The sequence below is a fragment of the Bradyrhizobium sp. IC4060 genome (assembly GCF_020193715.1).
GTDB lineage: Bacteria > Pseudomonadota > Alphaproteobacteria > Rhizobiales > Xanthobacteraceae > Bradyrhizobium > Bradyrhizobium yuanmingense.
On the sequence record NZ_JADYVJ010000022.1, the window covers coordinates 1 to 22,087 of the forward strand.

At 58.3% G+C, this 22,087-nt stretch carries 16 protein-coding genes and 1 pseudogene; 13 read left to right on the top strand and 4 right to left on the bottom strand.

Annotation, left to right across the window (positions count from 1 at the left end):
• Positions 1–1,198: 1,198 nt before the first annotated feature.
• Positions 1,199–1,402 carry a hypothetical protein gene (locus I6F16_RS34950; protein ID WP_157784024.1) on the bottom strand — a complete coding sequence of 68 codons (204 nt, stop codon included), beginning with the start codon at positions 1,400–1,402 and terminating at the stop codon, positions 1,199–1,201.
• Positions 1,403–1,865: 463 nt separating this feature from the next.
• Here I6F16_RS34950 and I6F16_RS34955 point away from each other — a divergent pair, with 463 nt between their 5' ends.
• Positions 1,866–3,122 carry an aminotransferase class I/II-fold pyridoxal phosphate-dependent enzyme gene (locus I6F16_RS34955; RefSeq protein ID WP_081494543.1) on the top strand — a complete coding sequence of 419 codons (1,257 nt, stop codon included), beginning with the start codon at positions 1,866–1,868 and terminating at the stop codon, positions 3,120–3,122.
• 715 nt (positions 3,123–3,837) lie between these two features.
• Here I6F16_RS34955 and nodU read toward each other — a convergent pair.
• Positions 3,838–5,550 carry a nodulation protein NodU gene (nodU, locus tag I6F16_RS34960; RefSeq protein ID WP_225174453.1) on the bottom strand — a complete coding sequence of 571 codons (1,713 nt, stop codon included), beginning with the start codon at positions 5,548–5,550 and terminating at the stop codon, positions 3,838–3,840.
• Positions 5,551–6,913: 1,363 nt separating this feature from the next.
• Positions 6,914–7,313, bottom strand: a pseudogene (locus tag I6F16_RS34965) (transposase); the annotation flags it as partial.
• A gap of 970 nt (positions 7,314–8,283) precedes the next feature.
• On the opposite strand from I6F16_RS34965, the gene I6F16_RS34970 reads away from it, so the two are divergent.
• The 9 genes from I6F16_RS34970 (at position 8,284) to I6F16_RS35010 (ending at position 17,424) form a co-directional block, all read left to right on the top strand.
• On the top strand, positions 8,284–8,595 hold the full coding sequence (locus I6F16_RS34970) for a hypothetical protein (protein WP_036008294.1): 312 nt from the start codon (positions 8,284–8,286) through the stop codon (positions 8,593–8,595).
• A gap of 104 nt (positions 8,596–8,699) precedes the next feature.
• Positions 8,700–10,085, top strand: coding sequence for a sugar ABC transporter substrate-binding protein (locus tag I6F16_RS34975; protein WP_225174454.1), 1,386 nt, complete (start codon positions 8,700–8,702; stop codon positions 10,083–10,085).
• An 84-nt stretch (positions 10,086–10,169) separates the two neighbouring features.
• Positions 10,170–11,105 (top strand): sugar ABC transporter permease, encoded by a 936-nt coding sequence (locus I6F16_RS34980; protein ID WP_225174455.1) that lies wholly within the window; start codon positions 10,170–10,172, stop codon positions 11,103–11,105.
• 45 nt (positions 11,106–11,150) lie between these two features.
• Positions 11,151–11,978: a carbohydrate ABC transporter permease gene (locus I6F16_RS34985; protein ID WP_225133364.1), complete on the top strand. Its 828-nt coding sequence runs from the start codon at positions 11,151–11,153 to the stop codon at positions 11,976–11,978.
• A gap of 14 nt (positions 11,979–11,992) precedes the next feature.
• Positions 11,993–12,913: a ribokinase gene (locus I6F16_RS34990; RefSeq protein ID WP_225174480.1), complete on the top strand. Its 921-nt coding sequence runs from the start codon at positions 11,993–11,995 to the stop codon at positions 12,911–12,913.
• Entirely contained in the window at positions 12,913–13,683 is a 771-nt protein-coding gene (locus I6F16_RS34995) for an SDR family oxidoreductase (RefSeq protein WP_036008286.1), read from the top strand. Before I6F16_RS34990 ends, I6F16_RS34995 begins: the two co-directional genes overlap by 1 nt.
• Positions 13,676–14,503, top strand: coding sequence for an HAD-IIA family hydrolase (locus I6F16_RS35000; protein WP_036008283.1), 828 nt, complete (start codon positions 13,676–13,678; stop codon positions 14,501–14,503). The genes I6F16_RS34995 and I6F16_RS35000 overlap by 8 nt, the downstream gene beginning before the upstream one ends.
• Complete coding sequence (ugpC, locus tag I6F16_RS35005) at positions 14,503–15,612, top strand: sn-glycerol-3-phosphate ABC transporter ATP-binding protein UgpC (protein WP_225174456.1); 1,110 nt, start codon at positions 14,503–14,505, stop codon at positions 15,610–15,612. Before I6F16_RS35000 ends, ugpC begins: the two co-directional genes overlap by 1 nt.
• A 132-nt stretch (positions 15,613–15,744) precedes the next feature.
• Positions 15,745–17,424 carry a phosphoenolpyruvate hydrolase family protein gene (locus I6F16_RS35010; protein ID WP_240538136.1) on the top strand — a complete coding sequence of 560 codons (1,680 nt, stop codon included), beginning with the start codon at positions 15,745–15,747 and terminating at the stop codon, positions 17,422–17,424.
• Between the two features lie 11 nt (positions 17,425–17,435).
• On the opposite strand, the gene I6F16_RS35015 is transcribed toward I6F16_RS35010, so the two are convergent.
• A complete protein-coding gene (locus I6F16_RS35015; protein ID WP_162131165.1) occupies positions 17,436–17,990 on the bottom strand; it encodes a hypothetical protein in 555 nt (184 codons plus the stop codon).
• A 157-nt stretch (positions 17,991–18,147) separates the two neighbouring features.
• Here I6F16_RS35015 and I6F16_RS35020 point away from each other — a divergent pair, with 157 nt between their 5' ends.
• From I6F16_RS35020 to I6F16_RS35030, 3 genes are read left to right on the top strand one after another with little or no spacing between them, the layout of a single operon-like run.
• A complete protein-coding gene (locus I6F16_RS35020) occupies positions 18,148–19,413 on the top strand; it encodes a Tm-1-like ATP-binding domain-containing protein (RefSeq protein ID WP_225174457.1) in 1,266 nt (421 codons plus the stop codon).
• The gene (locus tag I6F16_RS35025) at positions 19,400–20,230 is read left to right on the top strand and encodes a phosphoenolpyruvate hydrolase family protein (RefSeq protein ID WP_051056930.1); all 831 of its coding nucleotides are present in this window, start codon (positions 19,400–19,402) and stop codon (positions 20,228–20,230) included. The genes I6F16_RS35020 and I6F16_RS35025 overlap by 14 nt, the downstream gene beginning before the upstream one ends.
• 29 nt (positions 20,231–20,259) lie before the next feature.
• Positions 20,260–22,029, top strand: coding sequence for an FAD-dependent oxidoreductase (locus tag I6F16_RS35030; protein ID WP_225174458.1), 1,770 nt, complete (start codon positions 20,260–20,262; stop codon positions 22,027–22,029).
• The last annotated feature ends 58 nt before the right edge of the window (positions 22,030–22,087 follow it).

The window sequence follows — 22,087 nt, forward strand, 5'->3', positions numbered from 1 at the left end:
TCAAGCCGTCGCACCGGCTCCGTGATAGCACTATGCACAGTGTCCATTCTAAGCCTAACGGTCCGAACAAACCGCAGACTCGCAGATCACCCCGTCATCCGGAAGGTGGCCGCTGAACAGCGCTTACTCTGATTTGCCACTTGTGCGTTCGATTTTGCAGTGAGCCGAGGCGGTCTTCACGCAAGACCCAGGATCAAAAATGGGAGTCACGACATCCCAGCAGGTCTTTAATGTCGGCGGCATTTCGTTTTTTTCGAGCAAGCATCGGCAGAGATGACGAGGAAAAGGTGCCGCCGTGTCTCGTCAATACCGAGCAAGAGCAGATCTAGACCGATGAAAGGCACCCAAGACGGTGTGCAGAGAAGGCTAGCGCATGTTCATGCCGTTCGCTCGAACGGTCCAAATGCATCTGGAGCGGTCTCTTCGCGTCACGAAAAGTCGGCCGCGCTCACGCTCACTATTTCGGTCGAACATCGGCTACGCTGGTGACGGGCGGGGGAAGGTCCGAAGGCTGGGACTATCACTGGCAGATGCTTGATGAGGGCTATCTGGTGGACGGAACGACGGCCCGATCAAGGGTGATTCCTGGTGCGCTTGCTTATGTCAAGCACCGTCTCCTACGAACCCTGAGCGAAGGCGACACCGTCAAGTCTCGATGTTCTCGGAAGCCACAAGTCGTCAGGCAGATGATCCAGGCTGCGACGGCAGGCTCTGGTACTTTCCGCTATACCCGCCAGACCTCAACCTGATCGAACAGGCATTCTCCAAAGACCAAACACTGTTTGCGGCAAGCGCAGAACCGCACCATCGAGGACACTTGACGCTACATCGGTCACCTCATCGAGGGTATTCTGTCTCGCGAATGCGCAAGCGACCTCGCCAACGCCGGTTATGCCTCCGTCAAAATGCGAGACACTCTAGAGCTTATCTTGCGCGATGTGGCGATAGCTTTCGGCGGGCGCAGTTAGGAATGGATCGTGTTAGCGGCTCCGGGGGATATCGGTTGAGAAGTCCAATTGCGGCACTGGTGATGTTCTTTTCTCGCATAGGTGAGAAATCGAGATAAGGCAGTCGGACTTGATATACACGAGCGCTGGTCTGAGCCGGGCGGTGGAATGTCGAGCAGATCGGCTTCGTTAATCTTTGGCGCGATGGAGTGAGACCATCCAACTCACGCCATTGTAAGTGTCGTTTCTATTCAACTCGAATATGGCATCTTTGCCATCACCACGACATAGTGTTTGATTGCATCGACCGAAGCGAGCCCTGGACGCACGTCGTCGACGCTGGCCGGATCAACTACTAATAATGGCGATTGATCAGCGGAATAGTGCATGGCATTTCTCAGTGAGACGCAAGACCAGGCACCGTCTACAAGCGTAGCATAGAAGGCGAGCTGCATTGTGTCATCCTCGACGGGCCCTGCCGAGGCGGGGCAGCGTAACCCTGGTAGTTACACAATCCACAAGGTGTTGATGCTGTGTAATCGTGCGCAATCTCATTTGCGCGAAAAGCTCAGCAACTTCGAGGAGGGCAGAACCTTGTTCCTTCGCGGGCGAAGACAGGCTGGCGCTTTGTGCAACGACAGTCGGATCAATGATCACACTATTTAGTGTTCGGCACAATTTGTCTCGCCTGCCTCGGAGAAGTCCGGTGCCGCCGCGGAAAGTTCGTCACGCTGTCTCTCATCTTATCGGACTGTGAGCCGCGACAACAAGGCTGCCGGTGATGGAGGAAAAATGTGCCGTTTTGCGTGAACCTTTCAACCGCACCGAGTGTGGCCGGTTTGCCAAACCACTAAGATAAAGGCGTTCGCGTGTCTTGGTTCACTCCCATCAGTTTCGACGACTGCAGGAGGTCACAGTATGCTGTCGCGCTCGACATCGTTCAGTTCTAGAAAGTATATGCCCGGTGACCAGTACGTGGTTACGGGGTCTGCCGCTATCGGAGGCCGATTCATCGATCTAGGGAATGACGAAATCGTCCAGCCACTCTTATCAGCGCGCGAAAAGACAATGGAGCCGGTCAATTCACGGCCGAGCGGCTACTTCGATCCTACCGGCCTCATGCCGCTCCGGAAAGCTGTCGCCAAAAGGCTCGCCGCCCAAACAGGCATTGAGTGGACAGCGGAAGAGATCGTAATCACTGCAGGTTCAAACAAAGCACTGCTCTATGCTGCCTTGGCCGTCCTGAAGGGGGGCGATGAGGTTATCATTATTCGCCCCTGGCAGCCGGAGGTCCCTCCCCTGATTCTTGCCCTTGGCGCAGTACCAGTATTCGTCGATGCTCAACGACCAAGATATACTCCTGATGTCAGCTCTATTCGAGCTGCTGTCACACCACGAACGAGAGCTATAATTATTCATTCCCCTAACAATCCGACTGGCGCAGTCTACAACCGAACAACACTGCACAATATCGGCGAGCTCGCTATCGAACTCCGGATATGGATCATTTCGGATGAGTGCTACTCTAGTTTCGTATTCACTGGTTTCCATCGCCACGAATCGATCGTCACCGTCCACCCTGGCGTACGGTCGCGGACAATCATCGTCAATCCACGTTCAAAGTGCCTAGCAATGGCTCGATTTCGCTTGGGTTATTTGGCGGCGTCCGCGCCTATCGCGCGAGCTGTGGGAAAGCTTCAGAGTCGTGCAGGGACAACTCCAAGTCCAGCCGTCCAGGAGGCTGCTCTTTACCACCTTAAAGTAACCGAGGGCCATGTTGAGCGGGAGACATACAACTGGCTGGTCAGCGCTCGCGACATTGGTCTTCACATTCTTTCTGATTTACGTGACGTAGCCCCGCCTCGCGCCGATGGTGCGTTCTTCTTCTACCTCGATCTGAATAGGCTTGCATCAGCTTTGCAGGCCGACGGTCGAATTGGAGCGACGAATGATATTGCGCGGCGGCTTCTGAAAGAAACTAACGTAGGATGCGTTGCCGGTGACACGTTTGGCGACGTCAACGGCCTGCGTCTCTCCTTCGGCAGTCCGCCTGAAGCAGTGGCTATCGGACTGAAGCGTATCGTCCAAGCGCTGAATAGCCTTAGGCTTGAAGAACCACAAGTCCGATCTCATCACACGGAAGACATCGATATGAATAACAGCCTCAGGCCATGAAATGGCGGCGTGGGTAGTGCCGGTGGCCTTAAGACCGAGAGTCGCTTGGATTGTGAAATTGAACCCGAGAGCCGCCGCAGCTTCTGGCGATCACGGCTCCTGATCGAGGCTCCAATGAAGCGATCGGTCAGAGATATGACTGGTTCCTGCCACGCGCCAGAGGGCCACTCGGCCATCCCTGTGATGGTCGCGCGTTGCGGACGCTATCGTCCGCACTGAAGTGCTTGCCCCCTCTGTCGATCGAGTGGGCGCATGTCGGCAATGGTAGGTCGGCCGCATTGCGCAAAACTCAAGCCGGGGTCTTCATCTCGGGCCAGATTCTGCATCATCAATCCAGAGCTGCGTCACGCTCCTCCATCATCATCAGGTCACCGGAGGCCGAGGTCATCCAGGCGCGGTTAGCTCAAATGACGCGCCGGCGAGGGTGCCAACGTGCTCCTCTCGGCTGTCCGCAACAACTTCCGCGGCGTTGACGCCTCTCAGAGAATTCCTGGCCGCGCCGTGGGACCCCTACGGCGACCGCATGTCCAGCCAAGCTCAATACGGCTTCTTAACGGACGACTGGCTAGTGCTCTCCAACGAGCGTGAATTCCCTTACTAACTGGCAGGAGCGCGCTTCTGCTGGAACGTCAACAACAATCCGCGTAGTAAGACTTCATGCGTCCGTAAGTCAACCGTTTGGCATGAACAACCTTGTTAGCTCCCAGTGACTCGCCTACGGGGCTTTCGTCCACATCGTACCATCGCACCATACGTGATCAACGCGCCCCCACTCGCAAGCCGCTGCGACACTTGGGAAGAATCCACGTCCATGGTGGTTGGCGCTTGTATTGCAAAGCAGCGGAATGCCAGTCAGCTTTTCGTATTCGATTAGAAGCTCGGCGACTTTGTGCTGAGAGGTTCTGCAAATCGTCTGTAGCCGCGCAGAGCCGTCGAGATGTACAATGGCCGGGATTCTGTCTCGCCACTCTGCTCTCGTCTCGTGATCAAAAAGCATGTAAGGGTCCCGCGTTCCAGGATCAAAGATATCGGGCGCACGATCCTCCAAGCAGATCGGCGCCACTGGTCTGAAGTGTTCGCGAAGTTTGATGTCGTTGAGATGATCTTTCATTCTCGATGATGTTGGGGCTGCGAGAATGCTTCGGCTGCCCAATGCGCGAGGTCCGAGCTCGGCGCGGCCGGAAAGAAAAACCACCGGCTTGTTGCTCGCGAGGATGGTAGCAAGTTCATGCAAGCTGCACGGCGTGGACCTCCATTCGAGTGGTACATCACAATGTTCCAAGGCCGGCCCACTATACACCGACCAATCTAAGGGTGCGAAACCTTTATCCGCCACCATCGCACAGCAAGCCGCACCGATTGCGGAGCCGCTGTCATTTGGGAACGGGGGCACCCAGATAGCATCGAACAGGCCTGCCGCTCGTAACGCGCTATTCCATTTGATATTGAGACCGCAGCCACCAGTAATGCACAGATTGCGTGCTGAAAAGTCCGAATGGCGCTGTATTGCATTCGACATCTCCTGGACGAGCAGACGTTCGAGGAAGCAATGAAAGGATGCGAGCACATCCTCGGGGGACGAAGTCTCCAAGCGACGCGCGCTAGCATCAAAGAACTCATGCGTGGTCGCAAGTGCGGACTCCATGCTCGGAACGTCCGTGCGGTAGCTGGCAAGGTTCGTCTCAGCCGCGAAGACCTTATGATAGAGATCTTGAAAGACCGCGACAATGTCTTCATTAACAGACCCGAGCGCGATATAGGCCATCAGTTTCCCGGCAACACCTAAATTGAGTTTGCCCGCACCGCCGGGGTCTAGCTTGCCGGGATCACCCAAGTCCCAGTTGGCGCGCTTCACCTGCTTGTATGGTCCAAAGTGAAGGCCCGCAGCGGCATAGACGTGCCCGATCATAGGGAAAAGACATTCGACGAATCGAGCGCTCCTGCGTTCTACGTGATAGAGACGTGGAAATGTGCCGCCATCCCATAAAAGGCAGAAAGCGGGCTGCCCAGCTTTGGCAAAGGGGCTGGTGCAATATGCGGCGGCCACGTGGCTCGTCACATGTGGAAAACTTATGTATGGATAGTCCGCGCCGTCGAGTCTAAGACCAAAGCCCTCATGTGAAGCAAGGACGCTCACTGCGTCCTTTTCAACATAGGGACCGCCTTTGAGGGCGATGGGTGCTGTCCCGCTGAGGACCCGGAATTGCGACTCGCGCTTGCCTACCCAGCCGTCGACGACGAACTGATCAACTTTCCCTGGATGCAGGCCGTGTTCCGCCAAGGCAAGGACGATTGCATCGAGATTGTCGATCGTTTGATACCGAGGGTTGTTGTTACGCTTTTCCTGCTCGATACAAAAGATAAGCCGTTCGTCCTCGACGAGAGCGACAGCTCCGTCATGCGTCAGCTTGATACCGCAGATGCGCATAGTGCCTCCATGATTTTGAAGTGATCAGAGCCGCTTCGGAAGTATGCGGGTACGTAGTCACCGCCCAAGGCACTGCTCGCGGGGACTTCCATCAACGCTCGAAACCCCAAGTTCACATCTGTTCCACCGTTAGGGGACGCTGATCTCATCGCAAAGAGCCGATTAGTAGGTGCCGCGCGAGGTGCAGAGCAAAATTGAGGCCAGTCGAGTTGGAGAATTGTTTGCGATTTCACGGCTGCATCGAGTGGTCACAGACAATTTGTAAGAGTTCTGACATCTGGGCGTATGTTTTCGGCGAGAGTTTGCAATACGTTTATCGAGAGGGAACGTTCTGGCACGCAAGGAGCGAGACCGCCGCCGGCATCCGATGTGCCCTCTCAAGTAGAAGCTGGAGAACGCAACGGTCGACTATCGAGAGCGACCGTAGGCTGATCATGGGAAGCGCGTCGCAGGCCATGGAAAACTGGCCCTCGGCATCACGAGAAATTGCCCCTGCTTGGATAGCGCGGGAGAGAGCGAAGGAACGAGAACGAACGACGGAAGGCTCGTCTCGGATTGATCCACCGGGGGAGCTGATGAAGACATCGAATGATGTGGTGGAGATGTTGCGCCAAGTGGCGTGCGGGTGGGGTCTGAAGCGGATTGCGCCACAGCTGGGCGACGGGCATTACGGTGAAGGACTACGTGGCGGCGGGCGGCGGTCGCCTGAGCGCCGGAAATGGCTCCATGGACTCGAGGGTAGGCTGCGCAAGAGGTTCATTCGGCACGGCGGCGATGCGGATCTGGTGCGCCAGGACCTGTTGGTCGGAAAAGGCGTGGCTGTCAGCCCGCGAACGTGGCAACCCTGCCGTGCAGCCCTATCGTTAGGTGCTGAAGGCCGAAGCGCTGGCGACGACGCGGTTTCGAGACGGGCAGCGGCAGATGGACGTCGGCGAGCGTCTAGTCGAGATCGGGGAGGTGTAGATCAAGGCATTCGTATCTGGCGACGCCTGGGCATTCGCGGCGGCTGCATGTCGGTGCGTTTCGAGCCGCGAAGAGTCGATTCAGTTTAGCCGCAAGTTCATCGCGCTCGCGAAGCATTGGGCTTCTGTCCTCGCGCCTGTGCGCCGTGTCGGGCGTACACGAAGGCCAGACGGAGAATGGCATCGGCGACTTGAAGAAGAACGCGCTCGCGGGCGTTCCTTCGCGGGCTAGGAGGCATTCGAGGCGCATCTCGCCAAGTGGGAACGTAAGGTGGCGAACGTGCGTACCTACGACACGACTTGGCGAGGCGCCGATCGCTCGTGTTGGGCGTGACCAGGCAGACCGGTTGAAGCCGCTCTGCGGGCAGCCGTCGCTGGATCGTTGCGCGAACTGACCGCCTGGCGCCGAGCTCTTCGTCGCCGCGGGATGTGGCGCTGGGAGAGCGGTTCAGCCAGGCATGGAAGCCCGAGCGCGAAACCCTCAGCGCATCGCGTAGCCGTTCCACCGGCCAGACCGCCCGGTGCTTTGCGATGAAAACGAACTTCATGTCGCTTCCTCCGCGAGAAGGCTGCGGGCCTTTTTTAGGATATCCCGCTTGGCCTTCAATTTGGCGACCTCACGGCGCAACCGATCGATCTCCTGCTGCCGGCTTCATCTGCCCGTGGCCGGGAAAGGCCTGCACTGGATCGGAGCCCAACGCCTTCACCCGCTCGCGCAGAACGCTCTCATGAACATCCAGGTCGCGCTCAGCCTGCGCCACCGAAACACCCACGCTCCCTGACCAGCTTCACCGCCTCGATCTTGAACTCACGATTGAAACTTCCGTCTTTTCACCGCCCATCTCCGGCTTCAGACACACCTAATCTCGGTGTCTATCCAACCGGCAGCAGCCCGGCATGATGGGCCTGTCGGAAGGAGACACCTGGATAGGCAGCGGCGGTCGCACCTCCCAAAGCCAGCAGGGCACCCCAGCCTGCGCCAACCAACGTGAGCAGCCGGTCGAGCGCCACATCATCGCGCAGCCCCAGGCATGCATCGGTACTCCCCAGTTTGCTGATGAGCAGCTTATAGAATTCCGATCCCGCTCCGTGCCGTGGCAACAAGAGCGTCTCAATCCTCAACTCCCCCCAATGAACCACATTGTGCGCCCTAAATGGATGGTTCTCGGGACAGCGGGGACAACGCGTTCGCTCCAGACCGATTGGATTGGGCTCTGCTACGAAAGCAATATCAATTGCAGGACTGATGAGATCGGAGATCAGTTGGACTCTCGCTCGGTCGACTAGATGAGAATCGAAATTAGCGCCGCCGGTGCTCGAGGAGCGTGGCCCGCAGATTGCCGGCCAAGAGGGAAGTGTGAACGCCGGTGATCAATCGGCCGTTCTCGCTGCGCGAATGGATATTGAGGCGAGCGGTCAGTGCTCCGGATCGTCGACGATACACCGGGCAGCATTGAGGAATTCCTGACCTTGGATAATTGGTCCCGTGCCGCCGTTGGTGCGCTCCAAGAGGGTGCTACCCACGTTGTGTTCGAAGTTGCGCAATCAGCGACTCAGCGTCCACTGTTGGATTCGGAGTGCCCTCGGCTTGGCGCAGGCTTCGATGCTGAGAAACGGTGATTGTCCAGCGTAGATCGCGAAATTCCACCGCCACTCTCGAAGAGCAACCCGAACTCGCGTGGTTCAGTCAAATGCTACCATTCCAAATCGGAGTTGGGTCAATCGCAAATTCAACTTGGCACTGGCATGTCCTTCCGAATTGATCGGAAGCATGTTTCAATCGATGAAAGGGGTAGAACCGGTCGGGAATATTCATTTTGGTGACGCCATCCTTCGCGAGCCTGCCTCAGGCCAGTCGCTTGCCAAACTGCTGTCCAGCGAGAGCGCGCGGCTGAAGGCCGAGGGCGGCGAGTCACTGACAGTTTATGAGCCAAAAGCAAAGGAAGATCTTGAATTATCGGGGCTCTTCCGTTCTTCCAACTATCTGAAGCTGGCGGGTGTCTGCCTTTGTCCCAATCGGCGGCTGCTTTTTAGTGAGGCCAATCTTTTGATCTTACTCAATCTTACCCAAACCTTTGAGTGAAAGGGACGCTCGGACGAAACAATGATGGCTAGCCTTCCCCTGCCGCGGCCTGGAACCGAAGGGGCACGTGGATTTCCGGGCCAAAGAGCCCAGAGGAGGGATTGATGCCAAGGAAGCTCGCCGCTCTTCGCGACCATTCGACGAATTTTGCCAGAAACGCTCTCATCTGCTCGACGCTTTTGGTCGGAGCGGTCGGAACACTCAGCCCAACCAAAGCCGACGACCTCAATTGGCGGCAGTTCGAAGGTACATCGATTGTTTGGGCATACGACATCCATCCATATGCGGATGCGGTCGCGGCCCAGTTGCCCGAATTCGAAAAGCTGACGGGCATCAAGGTGACACCGGAGCTTTATCCGGATGATGCGTACTGGAATAAGCTCACCATTCAACTGAGCACCAAGTCGCCGAGCTGGGATGTTGTGGGGACGGGGATTCAGCCCGCCTGGGATCTCGCACCAGGGCAGTTGCTTGAGCCGCTCGATCGCTATCTGAACGATCCAAACCTAACGGCGTCCAGCTACGACTACAAGGATTTCTTCCCTGCACTGCGGAATGCGCTCACCTGGAAAGTGAAGGAAGGCCAGATCGAGCCGGGAGGCGGTCAGGTATGGGGCATCCCGCATGGATTCGAGAACATCCAGCTATTTTACCGCAAGGACATCTTGGACAAATACGGGATCAAGGTTCCGACAACGCCGCCTGAGATGTCGGCCGCTTGCGAGAAGCTCAAGGCGTCCAATCCTGCCATCACGCCATTGGGCGTACGCGGCGTGCGCTTTTGGAGCAGCATCCACACAGCCGCAATCTCGATCGCCAAGTCCTACGGAGTCCACGATTTTATCCTCAAGGACGGAAAGCTGGAAACGGGTCTCGACTCGCCCGAGTCGATCGCCTTCCACAAAGACTATGTGGACATGATCAAGAAGTGTGCGGCTCCATCCTTCGCCAACGACAACTGGTACCAGGTGGTCGATGGCATCAGCTCCGGACGTACGGCGATGGCAATTGATTCCAATATGTTCGGGTTCTGGAACAACGTGGCTGGCAAGCCCGCTTCGGGCAAGATCGCATTCGCACCTCCATTGCACGCTCCGAACAGCAAGAACTTCGAATCGAACATCTGGATCTGGTCTTTGGCGATGAATGCTGCCTCCCAGAAGAAGGGTGCCGCCTGGCTGTTCATCCAGTGGGCAACGTCGAAGCAGGTAGAGTTGAACGGCGCGGTCGCCGGCAAGCTCGTCAACTCTCCGCGCGCCTCCACATGGAGCGACAAGGCTTGGCTGGAATATGCGGCAAAGCCCGAATTCAATAACTTTGTCGATACGTTCAAGAGCGTGCAGGACAGAGCAGCGCTCGCTTTCACGCCGCGGGTCGGATTCGCCGAAGCAATGAACGCCTGGGCCGTCGCCATGCAGAAGATGGTCAATGGCGCCGATGTGAAAACGACGCTGACCGATCTCGCCTCGGGAATCCGCTCGTCAATGTGAAGCCGAAAAGGGGCGGCAAGGTCAGTTGCAGCCGCCTCGCATCCTAGAGTTAGAGTGATGGATCCTCGAGGGATTAACGGGACCGTGACGCTACAGCCTACGGCCGGTCAACTTGCCTCGTCGAAGGACGAGCCGGTGAAAAGTGCCGGCGAGTGGCGTCTCGACTGGTGGAGCATTGCCGCGGTCGTACCCGCTATCGTCGTCCTGCTCGGCTTTCTTTTCCTGTTCTTCTACGGAATCTTTCAGTCTCTTACAGATTTCCGGTTTGGACGACCGCTGGTCCACTTAGTTGGGTTCAACAACTATGCAGCCCTGATCAAGACTGAAGATTTCTGGAGCAGCGTTCGCGCGACCCTCAGCTACGCGGGATTGGCTGTACTAGTAGAAGCCATATTTGGACTTGCGCTTGCAAAGCTATTCGCCACGGAGGTGTTCCTTGCACGTTTGATGCGGCCTGTCATTCTGCTGCCACTCGTCCTTCCGCCGATGAGCGTTGCTCTCATGTGGACGACGATGATGGACCCGCAAAACGGGATTCTGAATTATTTGCTCTCGCTTGTTGGGATCAGCCGCTTTGCATGGATTTCGGATCCAACGACGGCGATGTTCTCCCTGGTTCTCATCGACGTGTGGACCTACACGTCTTTCTTCGCACTGATCATCTTTGCCGGTCTACAGGGCATCAACGACGAGGTGAGGGAGGCCGCTCGGGTCAACGGCGCGAAAGGTTGGGCAACCTTCCGGTATATCGAGTTACCGCTCGTCGCTCCATATATTCTGATTGCCGCGGTATTTCGGCTGATCGAATCCCTCAACCAGTTCGACATCATTTTTGGGACCACGCAAGGAGGGCCGGGCGATAGCACCGCCGTGCTTTCGGTACGCGCCTACATTGTCGCCTTCCAGAATCTTGCCTTTGGGCGCGGTGCCGCGCTCATGGTAATCAATTGGTTGATAGTGCTCGTCGGAGCGTTTGCCATGGTCAAGCTGTGGCGCTTCGTTAGGCAGCGTGTAAGCTGAACGAGGTCGCCAATGCGTTTGAGACGATCAACCTCTACCAGTCTGATGCTGAATGTCCTGGTCGCTGCTTGCGCGCTGATCCTGACGTTTCCCCTCGTCTGGATCGTGATGATGTCGCTCAAACAGCAGTCCGAGGTCATGACGTGGCCGCCGACGTTCATATTCACGCCAACGCTGGAGAACTTTCGCGTCCTCTTTGACGTCGCCCAGGCCGGCGCGACCAGTTACGGTACCATCAAGGTTGATTTCCTGACACCGATCGCGAACAGCGTAGTGATTGCGTTTGGCGCCGTTACGATCTCTGTGCTCGTCGGAGTGCCCGCCGGATACGTGCTGGCGAGGCGCGACGTACCTTTCAAGGAAGATATCGCTTTCTTTATCCTGGGCTTCCGCTTTGCTCCGGCGTTGCTGGTCGTCATCCCGCTCTTTAGCGTTTTCCAGAGAATTGGGCTGTACGATACCTATTTCGGGATGATCTGGGTTTACCAGGTCGTCACCCTGCCGATGATCGTCTGGCTGAGCCGCTCCTATATCGAAGACATCCCGAAGGACATCGAGGAAGCGGCCGCCATGGATGGTGCAAAGCCGTTCCGCATCGTGCTGCACATCGTGCTGCCGCTCTTAAAGCCGGGTCTGATAGGCGCCTCATTGCTCATTTTTCTGCTCGCATGGCACAACTTCGCGCTCGGTCTGATCTTGAGCTCGACCAGGGCGCCGGTGACGGTAGCTCTTCTCAAGCTGCTCAATCCGGGCGTCCAATTCTACCCCGTCATGGCCGCCGGACTTGTGGTGACCATGGTCATTCCCGTCGTTCTGATCGTCCTCGGCCAGCGTCATCTTGAACGTGGTCTTACCTTCGGTGCCGTGAAATGAGCCCCAGGCCATTGATGTTCTTCGGAACGACCAATCTTGATCTCTGCTTCAATGTCGAGCGGCTTCCGACACCGGGCGAAAGCCTCATGGGAGCCTTGAACCGCAACCCCGGAGGCAAGGGCGCCAACCAGGCTGTTGCTGCTGCTCGGCTTGGACTGCGCCCACACTTTTACACGCGGCTCGGAGACGATGATGCCGGTCGATCGCTGTCGCTGTCCCTGCGGGATGCGGGCGTTCGCGCTGACGCTATCGAAGTGTGCCCAGGAGAAATATCGGGATCAGCTCTCGTTCTGGTCGGTGACGATGGCTCCAACATGATCGTCATAGATCCCGGCGCTAATCTGAACGTCACCCCTGCCATGATCGATAGAGCCGCGGAATTCATTGAGCACGACGCGATCGTTGTTGCCGAGATGGGCATGCCGATTCCCGCTCTTAATCGCCTCTTTGAGATGAAACGGGCAAAGGGATTTGAACTCATTTTCAATCCAGCGCCCGTTAGAGCCGGGCTTTCATCGGCGGCATGGAGAAACGTCAATTTCGTCACTCCGAACCAGACCGAAGCTTTTGAGTTAACCGGGGTCGAGGTGCACGACTTTGAGAGTGCCGCTCACGCCGCCGGAAAACTACTCGACCTCGGTCCAAACGCAGCGCTGATTACTCTCGGCGCGCAGGGGGCCTTTTACGCCGATGCGGAGCGGGCTTTTGCCCTGCGGGCATTTCCCGTGAAGGTCGTTGACACGACCGCTGCGGGCGATGCGTTCAATGGGGGCTTCGCAGCGTCACTCGCCCAGCGGCTGCCGTTGCGAGAAGCCGTCAAAAGGGCGCTGGCAGTGGCCGCATTGTGCGTGACACGACGCGGCGCCCAAAGCTCCATGCCGACCGGCGAGGCCGTCGACGAGTTCCTGAAATCCCAAACGATCTTGGAGTTGTAATGACCGAACAGTTCTCAGTTGCAGACAGGACCGTGCTCGTCACCGGGGCCGGCGGCGGCATAGGCTCCTCCATTGCCAATGCCTTCCGCCAAGGCGGAGCAAACGTCCTCGCGACAGACGCGAACCTGGAGAACCTCCGGGACATTCTGACGAGGTTACCTCACGGGAACGGCATACTGCCAATGGCGATGGATGTGGCGCGCGAGGAAGACGTTGCAAGGGTTCTCGACGAGATCGCCAGGCTGTTCGGCAGGCTTGACGTGTTGATCAACAACGCCGGCATAAAATCGGCCCAGCCGCTTCTCAGCGGCAATGCTGACAAGATAGAGCGCACCATACAGATCAACTCGGTCGCCGTGCTGCGCTGCTCGAAGCTGGTCATCGAGCGTTTTATGAACAGCAAAGGCGGTCGCATAGTCAATGTCGGCTCCTCACTGTCCTCGCAAGGCGCCGTTTTCAACTATCAGGCCGGCGGAGCCGACTATTGCTTGTCGAAGGCGATCGTTCACGACGTAACCAAGCTCCTCGCCTACGAATGCGCTCCTCTCAACATCAACGTCAACGCAATCGCGCCCGGCATCATCGATACACCCATGCACGGCCGTCCGCGGGAGGAGACCGAGGCACGGCATAGTGGCCGAATTCCTTTGGGGCGGGTCGGATTGCCCGAGGATATCGCTGGGCTTGCGGTCTTCCTCGCAAGTCCCGCAGCCTCCTACATGACCGGGCAGATCGTTCATGTGAACGGCGGGATGCTGATGAATGGCTAGCGCAGGCTCTCACCTCAGCTGGCCACCAATCCAAGGCATCATCTCGGATCTGGACGGGGTGGTCTATCGCGGGCACGCAGCGATCGCAGATGCGATAGGAGCATTCGCTCGGTGGCAGACAGCCGGCCTGCGATTTTGTTTCGTGACGAACAATTCGACGCACACGCCAGAGGACGTCGTCCGCAAGCTGGAAGGACACGGTCTTGCAATTGCGCCCGAGCAGGTGGTTACAAGCGCTGTCACGGCCGCGGAGCTCATCCGTGCGAAATACCCAGAATTGAGACGCGTCTATGTTATCGGTGCTCCCTCCCTCGTGAAGGCCTTGGTTGGCGCAGGACTCGAGGTCACCGAGCGAACACCCGAAGCCGTAGTGATGGGGCTCGATCGCGAGATCACGCACGAGAAGATGCGGATCGCGGTTGACGCGATCCTGAATGGAGCCGCTTTTATCGGCACCAATCCGGATCTTCTGCTGCCGACGGCGAGCGGATTCGAACCAGGAGCTGGTGCAGCGATCGCAGCTATTGCTGCTGCCACGCAAGTGAGACCGTTGATCGCCGGTAAGCCCGAACCGCATATGATCGAAACGGCACTTTCTCGGCTTGGTACCGCTCGCGATTCGACTATTCTAATCGGCGATCAAATTCAGACCGATATTCAGGCCGGAAAGAGGGCAGGTCTACCGAGCGTGCTTGTCACGACCGGTGTGCCGGCCCGAGAGGACCCGTCTTTGAAACCGCCCGATTTCATCGTGTCGAGCTTGGGCGAGATCGATGTGACCGCGACTCTCTCGGGGCCGTCACGACAGAGGAGGGTATGATGGCCGATGTGCGCCTGCAAGGCGTTAGGAAGGTGTATGGAACGATAGAAGTCCTGCGCAACATTGACCTGAAAATAGATCACGGCGAGTTCGTTGCCTTCGTCGGTCCATCTGGGTCGGGCAAGTCCACTTTGTTGCGCATGATAGGGGGGCTGGAGCCCATCAGCGGCGGGCGGCTCCTGATCGATAATGAGCTCGTCAACGATATCGACGCGGTGGACCGCAACATCGGAATGGTATTTCAAAGCTACGCTCTCTATCCGCATATGACCGTGAGAGAGAACCTTGCCTTCCCGCTGCGTATGGCCAAGGCTGCGAGGGGCGAGATCGCCACCAGGATAGGGGAGACTGCTTCGCTCTTGCAGGTGGATCATCTGCTGGACCGCAAGCCCCGACAACTCTCAGGGGGACAACGGCAGCGCGTCGCAATCGGGCGCGCAATCATGCGCGAACCAAAGGTGTTCCTGTTCGATGAGCCCCTCTCCAACCTGGACACGGAATTGCGGGTGCAGATGAGGGTTCAGATTGCCAAGCTTCATAAGCAGCTCGGCAACACGATGATCTATGTAACACACGACCAGGTCGAGGCGATGACCATGGCGGACAAGATCGTCGTGCTCAAGGACGGAAATATCGAGCAAGTCGGCAGCCCGCACGACCTCTACCACAATCCGGCATCGCGCTTCGTGGCAGGGTTCATTGGTTCGCCCAAAATGAACTTCCTGGGTGGCGAGGTCGAGGCGGCGCACCAGGGAGGTATGGACGTGCGCCTTCAGACCGGCACCAGCGTCTGCGTCCCGGTCCAACCAGACAAAGAATTGGTCGGCAAGGCGATCACGCTCGGAATTCGGCCCGACGATTTCTCCGCGTCCTCGCAGACGCAGCAGGATATCGCCATCGAGCTCGATGTCGATTTCGTCGAGCATCTCGGCAGCGTTACCTACATCTACGGCAACGCCGGAAACGAAGCTGTCGTCGCCAAGGCGCCAAAAGAGCCGCTCAAGAGGGCGGGGAAGCTTCGTCTTGCTGCTGCTCCCGCGGATTGCCACCTGTTCATGAGCAACGGCAGGGCGCTTCGGCGGTTGCATGCGCCGGCGAATTGGAGCTAGTCTTTCGCTCAAGCCGGGCGATGATGTCGGCCCAGTTTTGGATAGCGGACGGATGAGGTGAAGGGAGCCGGTATCAGGCAGTTCTTCCGAAATTCCCGCTCTTTTGTACTTGGGGCGGGAATCGGTTCAGGCATGACCGCACGAGCGGCCGAACGGGCGGGCGCAGATTTCGTACTTGCGCTCAATGCGGGCCGTTTTCGTGCGATGGGCGGCTCCTCGCCTGCATCCATTCTTCCAATCCGCAATTGCAACGAGTTCGTGGCCAGCTTTGGACGGACCGAAATCCTGCCTAGCACGAAACTGCCCGTATTCTTCGGTGCCTGCACGTTCGATCCGCAGCTCGATCTTGACCGCTGGCTCGATCGGATCATCAGATGGGGGTTTTCCGGAGTCACCAACTTTCCGTCAGTCATACACATCGATGACTACCGGAGGTCGTTGCTCGAGAAGTGCGGCCTTGGTTACGCTCGAGAGACCGAGCTTCTGGTGAAGGCCGCAAAACGCGGCCTGATGACCATCGCCTATACGCGCACCCAAGCCGAGGCCAGGCGCATGGTTGAAGCGGGTGCTGAGGCGATCTGCATCAACTTCAATCTAAACCGCGGTGTCGAGAGCACGTCGGACCCGTCGATCAGCCTGTCGGAGCTTGCAGCACGCACCAGTGCTGTTGCGCGCGTTGCTCAATCCATCGACAAGAGTGCCATTTGCCTGCTTGGCGGCGGACCGATTACAAAGCCCGACGAATTGTTGGATATCTGCCGAGAGACGGGTATCCAAGGTTTCATCGGAGGCTCTTCGCTGGACCGCGTGCCGTTGGAGATGTCCGTCCTTGAGGTGACCTCGGGCTTCAAAACCATCCACTTATTGCGGGAGAAGGTCGATCTGCTTGAACGGCAGCTCCAGCTGAGCGGATTCAGGCACGGGGTCATCGCGCAGGCGTCTTCGATGAAGCGCATCCTCGAGACGACAAAACGCTTGGCCGCCAACCCCAATCCAGTGCTTGTCTGGGGCGAAGCCGGCTCGGGGAAACGAAGAATAGCAGGTCTCGTACTCGCCTTTAGCGATCGCAAGCACGCCAAGGCGGCGCTGTTTCAGTGCCGGCCAGGCCCCGCGATCGATACGCTGGGAGCGTTGTTTGGCGCCGAGCGCGATGAGACCAGAAGGCGCCAATTGTCGCTCCTGGAAACGTCAAGCGATGGTGCGGTCTTGCTGCTGCATGTGGACCAGCTTTCGCGCGAGGGGCAGGAGCGTCTTGCCGATTACCTCGAGACTGGCGGTTTCACACCTTTGAACGGTATCGCGGTTGTCCGCTCCACGGCGCGGATCATCGCGACCGCCACCGTCTCCCGGGGGGCTGGCCTTGAAACTGTGTTATGTCCCCGGCTGCTCGCTTTGTTTGCGGGACTCGATATTGAGCTGCCTTCCTTGCCAGACCGGCTCGAGGATCTTCCGCAGCTGATTCAACACTTCACGGTCGAGGCGAAGGGAGATTCGAGGGCCCAGACGCTTGCAATTGAAAATTCAGCATTCCTGGCGCTCGCCGGTCATGACTGGCCGGGCAATTTGCGGGAATTGCGCCAGATCGTAAACCAGCTCGTGACCCTGCGGCAAACCCACATCACGGCCGATGTGCTAAGACCGCTTCTGGATGCCCAGTCACATGCCAAGCCCTCGGCTTCGCTGTCCGAACGCGAGTGGATCATTGAAGGCCTGAAAAGAAACCGGCTTCACCGAGGCAAGACCGCCCGCTCTCTCGGGCTTTCAAGAAAAACGCTATATAACAAGATCAAGAAGCTGCGGATCCTCGAATAGCGCTGCGCTTCTCACGTTGGAAGTGGCCGCCTTGAAGCGGTTGCCTCTAGGAGCGCGAACTTCGGTACCGGCGACCCCTGAGGTCCAAGGCTTACCAGCCCCATGTCGGTTCCAATCGTCAGAGCGAGCGCCTCCGGGGGCAAATAGACCACGCCATCGAGTTGCGAACCTAACCGCCGCTCCGCCGCCGTGACGTCCGACTCGTTGGCCGCCGCGAACAACGCCTTGAACCCGAGGCTTGCGAACCATTCCATGCGCCGAAGCTCGAGCTCCTGTCCGGTGTCGACGGGCACGCCTCCGCTCGACCGTTCAAGTATCGACGCAGGTGGAAAGTTTATGATCCCGGTGATCTCAGCATTTTTCAACAAGTCGGCGAAATCCTCCCAGCATGCAAAGGGATCGATCATGACGATCGCCGCATAAGCAGGAACGGGCGTCCTCTTTTTGATAATGTGCAAGTCCCGCAATAGGCAGTTGTTCCAGTCGATGACAGGAAGGGTCGCCATGACGAGCATAGCGTCCTCAGGAAGGCTGCGCAGCGACGGGGCATAGATCTGCAGGGACATGCCGCGGCGAACCAAGAGGTCTGTGGCAAGTTTGCCGATAATTGTCGCTCTCACGGCTTCTACCCAATCTTACCCACTTACGCGCTTCGTCGATCTTATACCCGGTTTGGGCCCGGTCTAGACCACCTGCTGTCACAAATGGTCCGGGAGGACAACCGTGTCTCACCATTGCGCGGACGGCGAGAGGTCGGTCCGGGATGGCCATCTATTCGAGCCAGCAACTGCGGCCTTGGGCGCGGTCGCGGTCGTGGCCACAATGGACACCAAGGGGAAGGAAGCCTCTTTCCTTGCGGATGTCATCAAGGGACAAGGCAGAAGTACCGTCCAGATCGATATTGGCACGTCCGCCAATCGGAATCTGGCGCGGCCAGCTGACGGTGCGGGAGCGCGCCTGGCGTCACCAGCCGAGCTCCTGAAAGAGATAGCCGCCACTACGCGCACGCGAGTTGCCGGGCTCCTGGCCTCCGGCGAGATCAGCGCGATCGTGGCGATTGCGGGAGGCAAGGGGAGCGCTGTTTTCGGCGAGATCGCGTCTGATTTGCCTTATGGCTTTCCGAAGCTGCTGGTGACGAGTGCGCGGCCAGCGCTCCTCGCTGAACTCGCGACCCATCACGACATCGTCCTGTACCCAACGCTGGTCGATCTCGTCGGTATCAACGCGTTCACGGCACGAGTGCTGGAGAATGCAGGGCGGGCTATTTCCGCCATGCATTATCAACCCAGCAAACGTGAACGCGAGAGGAAGGTCGTTGCGATCACGGCCTTCGGCGTGACGACGCCTGCAGCAAATCAGTGCGTGTCCCTGCTTGCCGATGCCGGCCTGCACGCGATCGTGTTTCCGGCCAACGGAGCCGGTGGCCGGAAAATGGAGCAGCTGATCGCTGCCGGCGAATTCGATGCCGTGATCGATCTGACTACAACGGAGTTGGCCGATGAACTCGTGGGAGGCACAGCCAGCGCCGGCCCCGATCGGCTCAAGGCGGCCTCGCACCAACAGATCCCGCAAGTCATCGCACCCGGCGCGGTTGACATGGTTAATTTCGGCCCGCCCTCCAGCGTACCCGATCAATTCCGAAACCGCCGGTTCTACTCCCATACTCCTTACACGACACTGATGCGTACGACGCCTGCCGAGAATGCCAGTATCGGCGAGCTTACGGCCGAGCGGCTGTCGCAGGCCCAGGGGCCTGCCATCGTGCTTTGGCCAGCCAAAGGCGTGTCGGACTACGACCGGGAGGGCGGCGTATTTCGTGACACGGAAGCCGACCAGGCCTGGCTGCAGGCAATCAAGACCAGTCTCCGGCCAGAGATCGCGGTCCGCGAACTCAGCTGCCACATCAACGACCCCGAATTTGCCGAGGCCGCCGTGACGTGGATCCTCGAGCACTTGGACCTGGGAGGTCTATTTCGTGCGAATATTTGATCGAGCGGAAATTGTTTCGAGGATCGCAAGCCAAGTCGCGGACCGAAAAGCGATTCTCGCCGCGGCCAGCAGCTGTGGGTTGGTCGCAAAATGTGCTGCGCTCGGAGGGGCCGATATGCTGGTGGTCTACAGCACAGGTCTCTCGCGGCTCATGGGCCTTCCCACCAGTCGCATCGGTGATTCCAATGACCGAACGTTGGAGCTCGCTGCGGAAATCCGCAACGTCGTATCTTCTGTGCCGGTGATTGGCGGCGTTGAAGCTTGGGATCCTCTCCGGCTTGATCTTGATGCTCTTCTGGACAAGTTCTCTGCTGCCGGCTTCTCCGGCGTGATCAACTACCCGACCATCTCCACCATGGGAGAAAAATGGCGTGACCGCCGCGGTCGTGTAGGGCTCGGCTTCGAGCGCGAGGTCGAGATGATTGCGACTGCCCGCAAGAAGAACATCTTCTCGCTCGCCTACGTAGCGAGCCCTGACGACGCCAAAGCCATGGCGAGTAGCGGAGCGGACTGCATTGTCCCTCATGTCGGCGCTACCCGAGGCGGGCTCGTGGGCCACGAGGAAGGACAGTCGATCCAGGAGGCGATCAGGCGCATCAACGAGATCAACGCGGCAGCTAAGGGGGTCCGATCGGATATCATTCTCCTCTGCCACGGTGGGGCAATCGCCGAGCCACAGGATACGTATGAAGTTTACCGCTCGACCGAATGTGTCGGCTTCGTTGGCGCCTCCTCCATCGAACGGATTCCAATCGAACGGGCAGTGAAGGCAGCGGCAGAGGAATTTAAAGCCGTTCCTCTGCCGCAGCAAAACTGATGTTCATCGCAAATAAAAAAGAGGCTGGAATGAACGAGCCAATCAGCCAATCAGGCAAGCAGAACAAGGTGACGCTCTCCCGAGCGGGCAGACCGGCGGATGATAGGGAAGCCGATGTTCTCGTGATCGGTAGCGGGGCAGCCGGTCTGTCAGCCGCCCTCTATGCGGCGAAGGCTGGACTTCGAGTGACCGTCTGTGAAAAATCTCCGCGACTTGGCGGAACGACGGCTCTCTCAAACGGCATGATCTGGATTCCCTGCTCGCCCCAGGCGCGGTCCGCAAAAATCGAGGACTCGTTTGCCAAGGCCCGGACCTATCTTCAGCATGAGCTGGGCAATTACTACCGGCCAGACCTCATCGAAGCCTATCTGGAGGACGGTCCATCCGCGCTTGCTTCGCTCGAGAACGGGACAGAGGTCAAGTTCACACTGGCCTCAGCGCCCGATTATCACTCGAGCCAAGTCGGCGGCGTAGACAAGGGCCGGGCACTCAGCCCTGCCCCCTACGATGCGCGCCTTCTCGGCAAAGACTTCAATCTCATCGGGGATCCCATTCGTGTTGTACTCGGAGGGATGATGATCTCGTCCGGCGAGGTCCGAAGCTTCCTGAATCCGTTTCAATCCTTCTCGTCCCTCAAGCACGTCCTGCGCCGCGTCAGCCGCTACGCACGGGATCGCTTGAGCTATAGGCGCGGCACGGAATTCAGTGGAGGCAACGCGTTGATCGCTCGCTTGCTGGTGAGCTTGCGCAAGCTCAATGTCGAAATATGGCCGGCGTCTACTCTTCTTGAACTCATCAAGGAGGATGGGCGCGTCACGGGGGCAATCATCAAACACGCCGATTCCGAGCTTCGCGTGCGTGCTTCCCATGGCGTCGTCCTCGCAACGGGCGGCTTCGCGCGCAACGCCCAGCTGAGAGCCGAGCTGAGCGGACCGCATCAGCATGACGACACCCTGGCTCATCCCGATGTCACCGGCGATGGCATTGAGCTTGCAACGAAGGTCGGAGCCGCAGTCGATAAGGATGTCGCGTCCGCAGGGTTCTGGACACCAGTATCGATCCTCAAGACCAGGAGCAGCTCACAAGTTGTCCCGTATGGCTGGCTCGATCGGGGGCGTCCCGGCGTCATCGCGGTCGCGCCGAACGGGCGCCGATTCGTAAATGAGTCCAACTCCTACCATGACATTTGCCTGGCGATGTTCGCAAACGGATACCCCGCAGACAAGCGGTTCTATTTCGTCTGTGATTACGATTTCGTTCGCCTCCGCGGCATGGGACATCTGTTGCCGTGGCCATGGACGCTGAGCATCCGGAAATACGCGCGGCTTGGATATATCAAGGTGGGGCGAACAATCCCAGAGCTTGCCAGGGAAATCGGACTCGACCCAGCCGAGCTCGAGAGAACGATCGAGGAGCACAACGCCCACGCCGCCACAGGGATCGATCCACTCTTCAAGCGCGGTGAGTCGGCCTTCAACCGCACGCTTGGGGATCCATCGGTCGGAGCAAAGAACCCAAATCTCGGACCGATCCGAAAGGGCCCCTTCATTGCGCTGCCGATCGTTCCGGCAACGCTCGGCACTGCGTCGGGCCTCGCAACCGATAGCTGCGGTAAAGTTCTGGACGCACAGCGCAAGCCGATCCCGGGTCTCTACGCCTGCGGCAACGACATGACTTCGCCAATGCGCGGAATCTACCCGGGAGCAGGGATCACAATCGGTCCCGCGATCGTCTTCAGCTACCGTGCTGTGGCGGATATCCTCGCCGCCTCCAATACCGAGAAACGAGTGGCTTCCTAAACGGAGGATTGAGATTGCCGCCCTGCGATCGCGGAAATTCTGCTGATGCTTGCGGTTC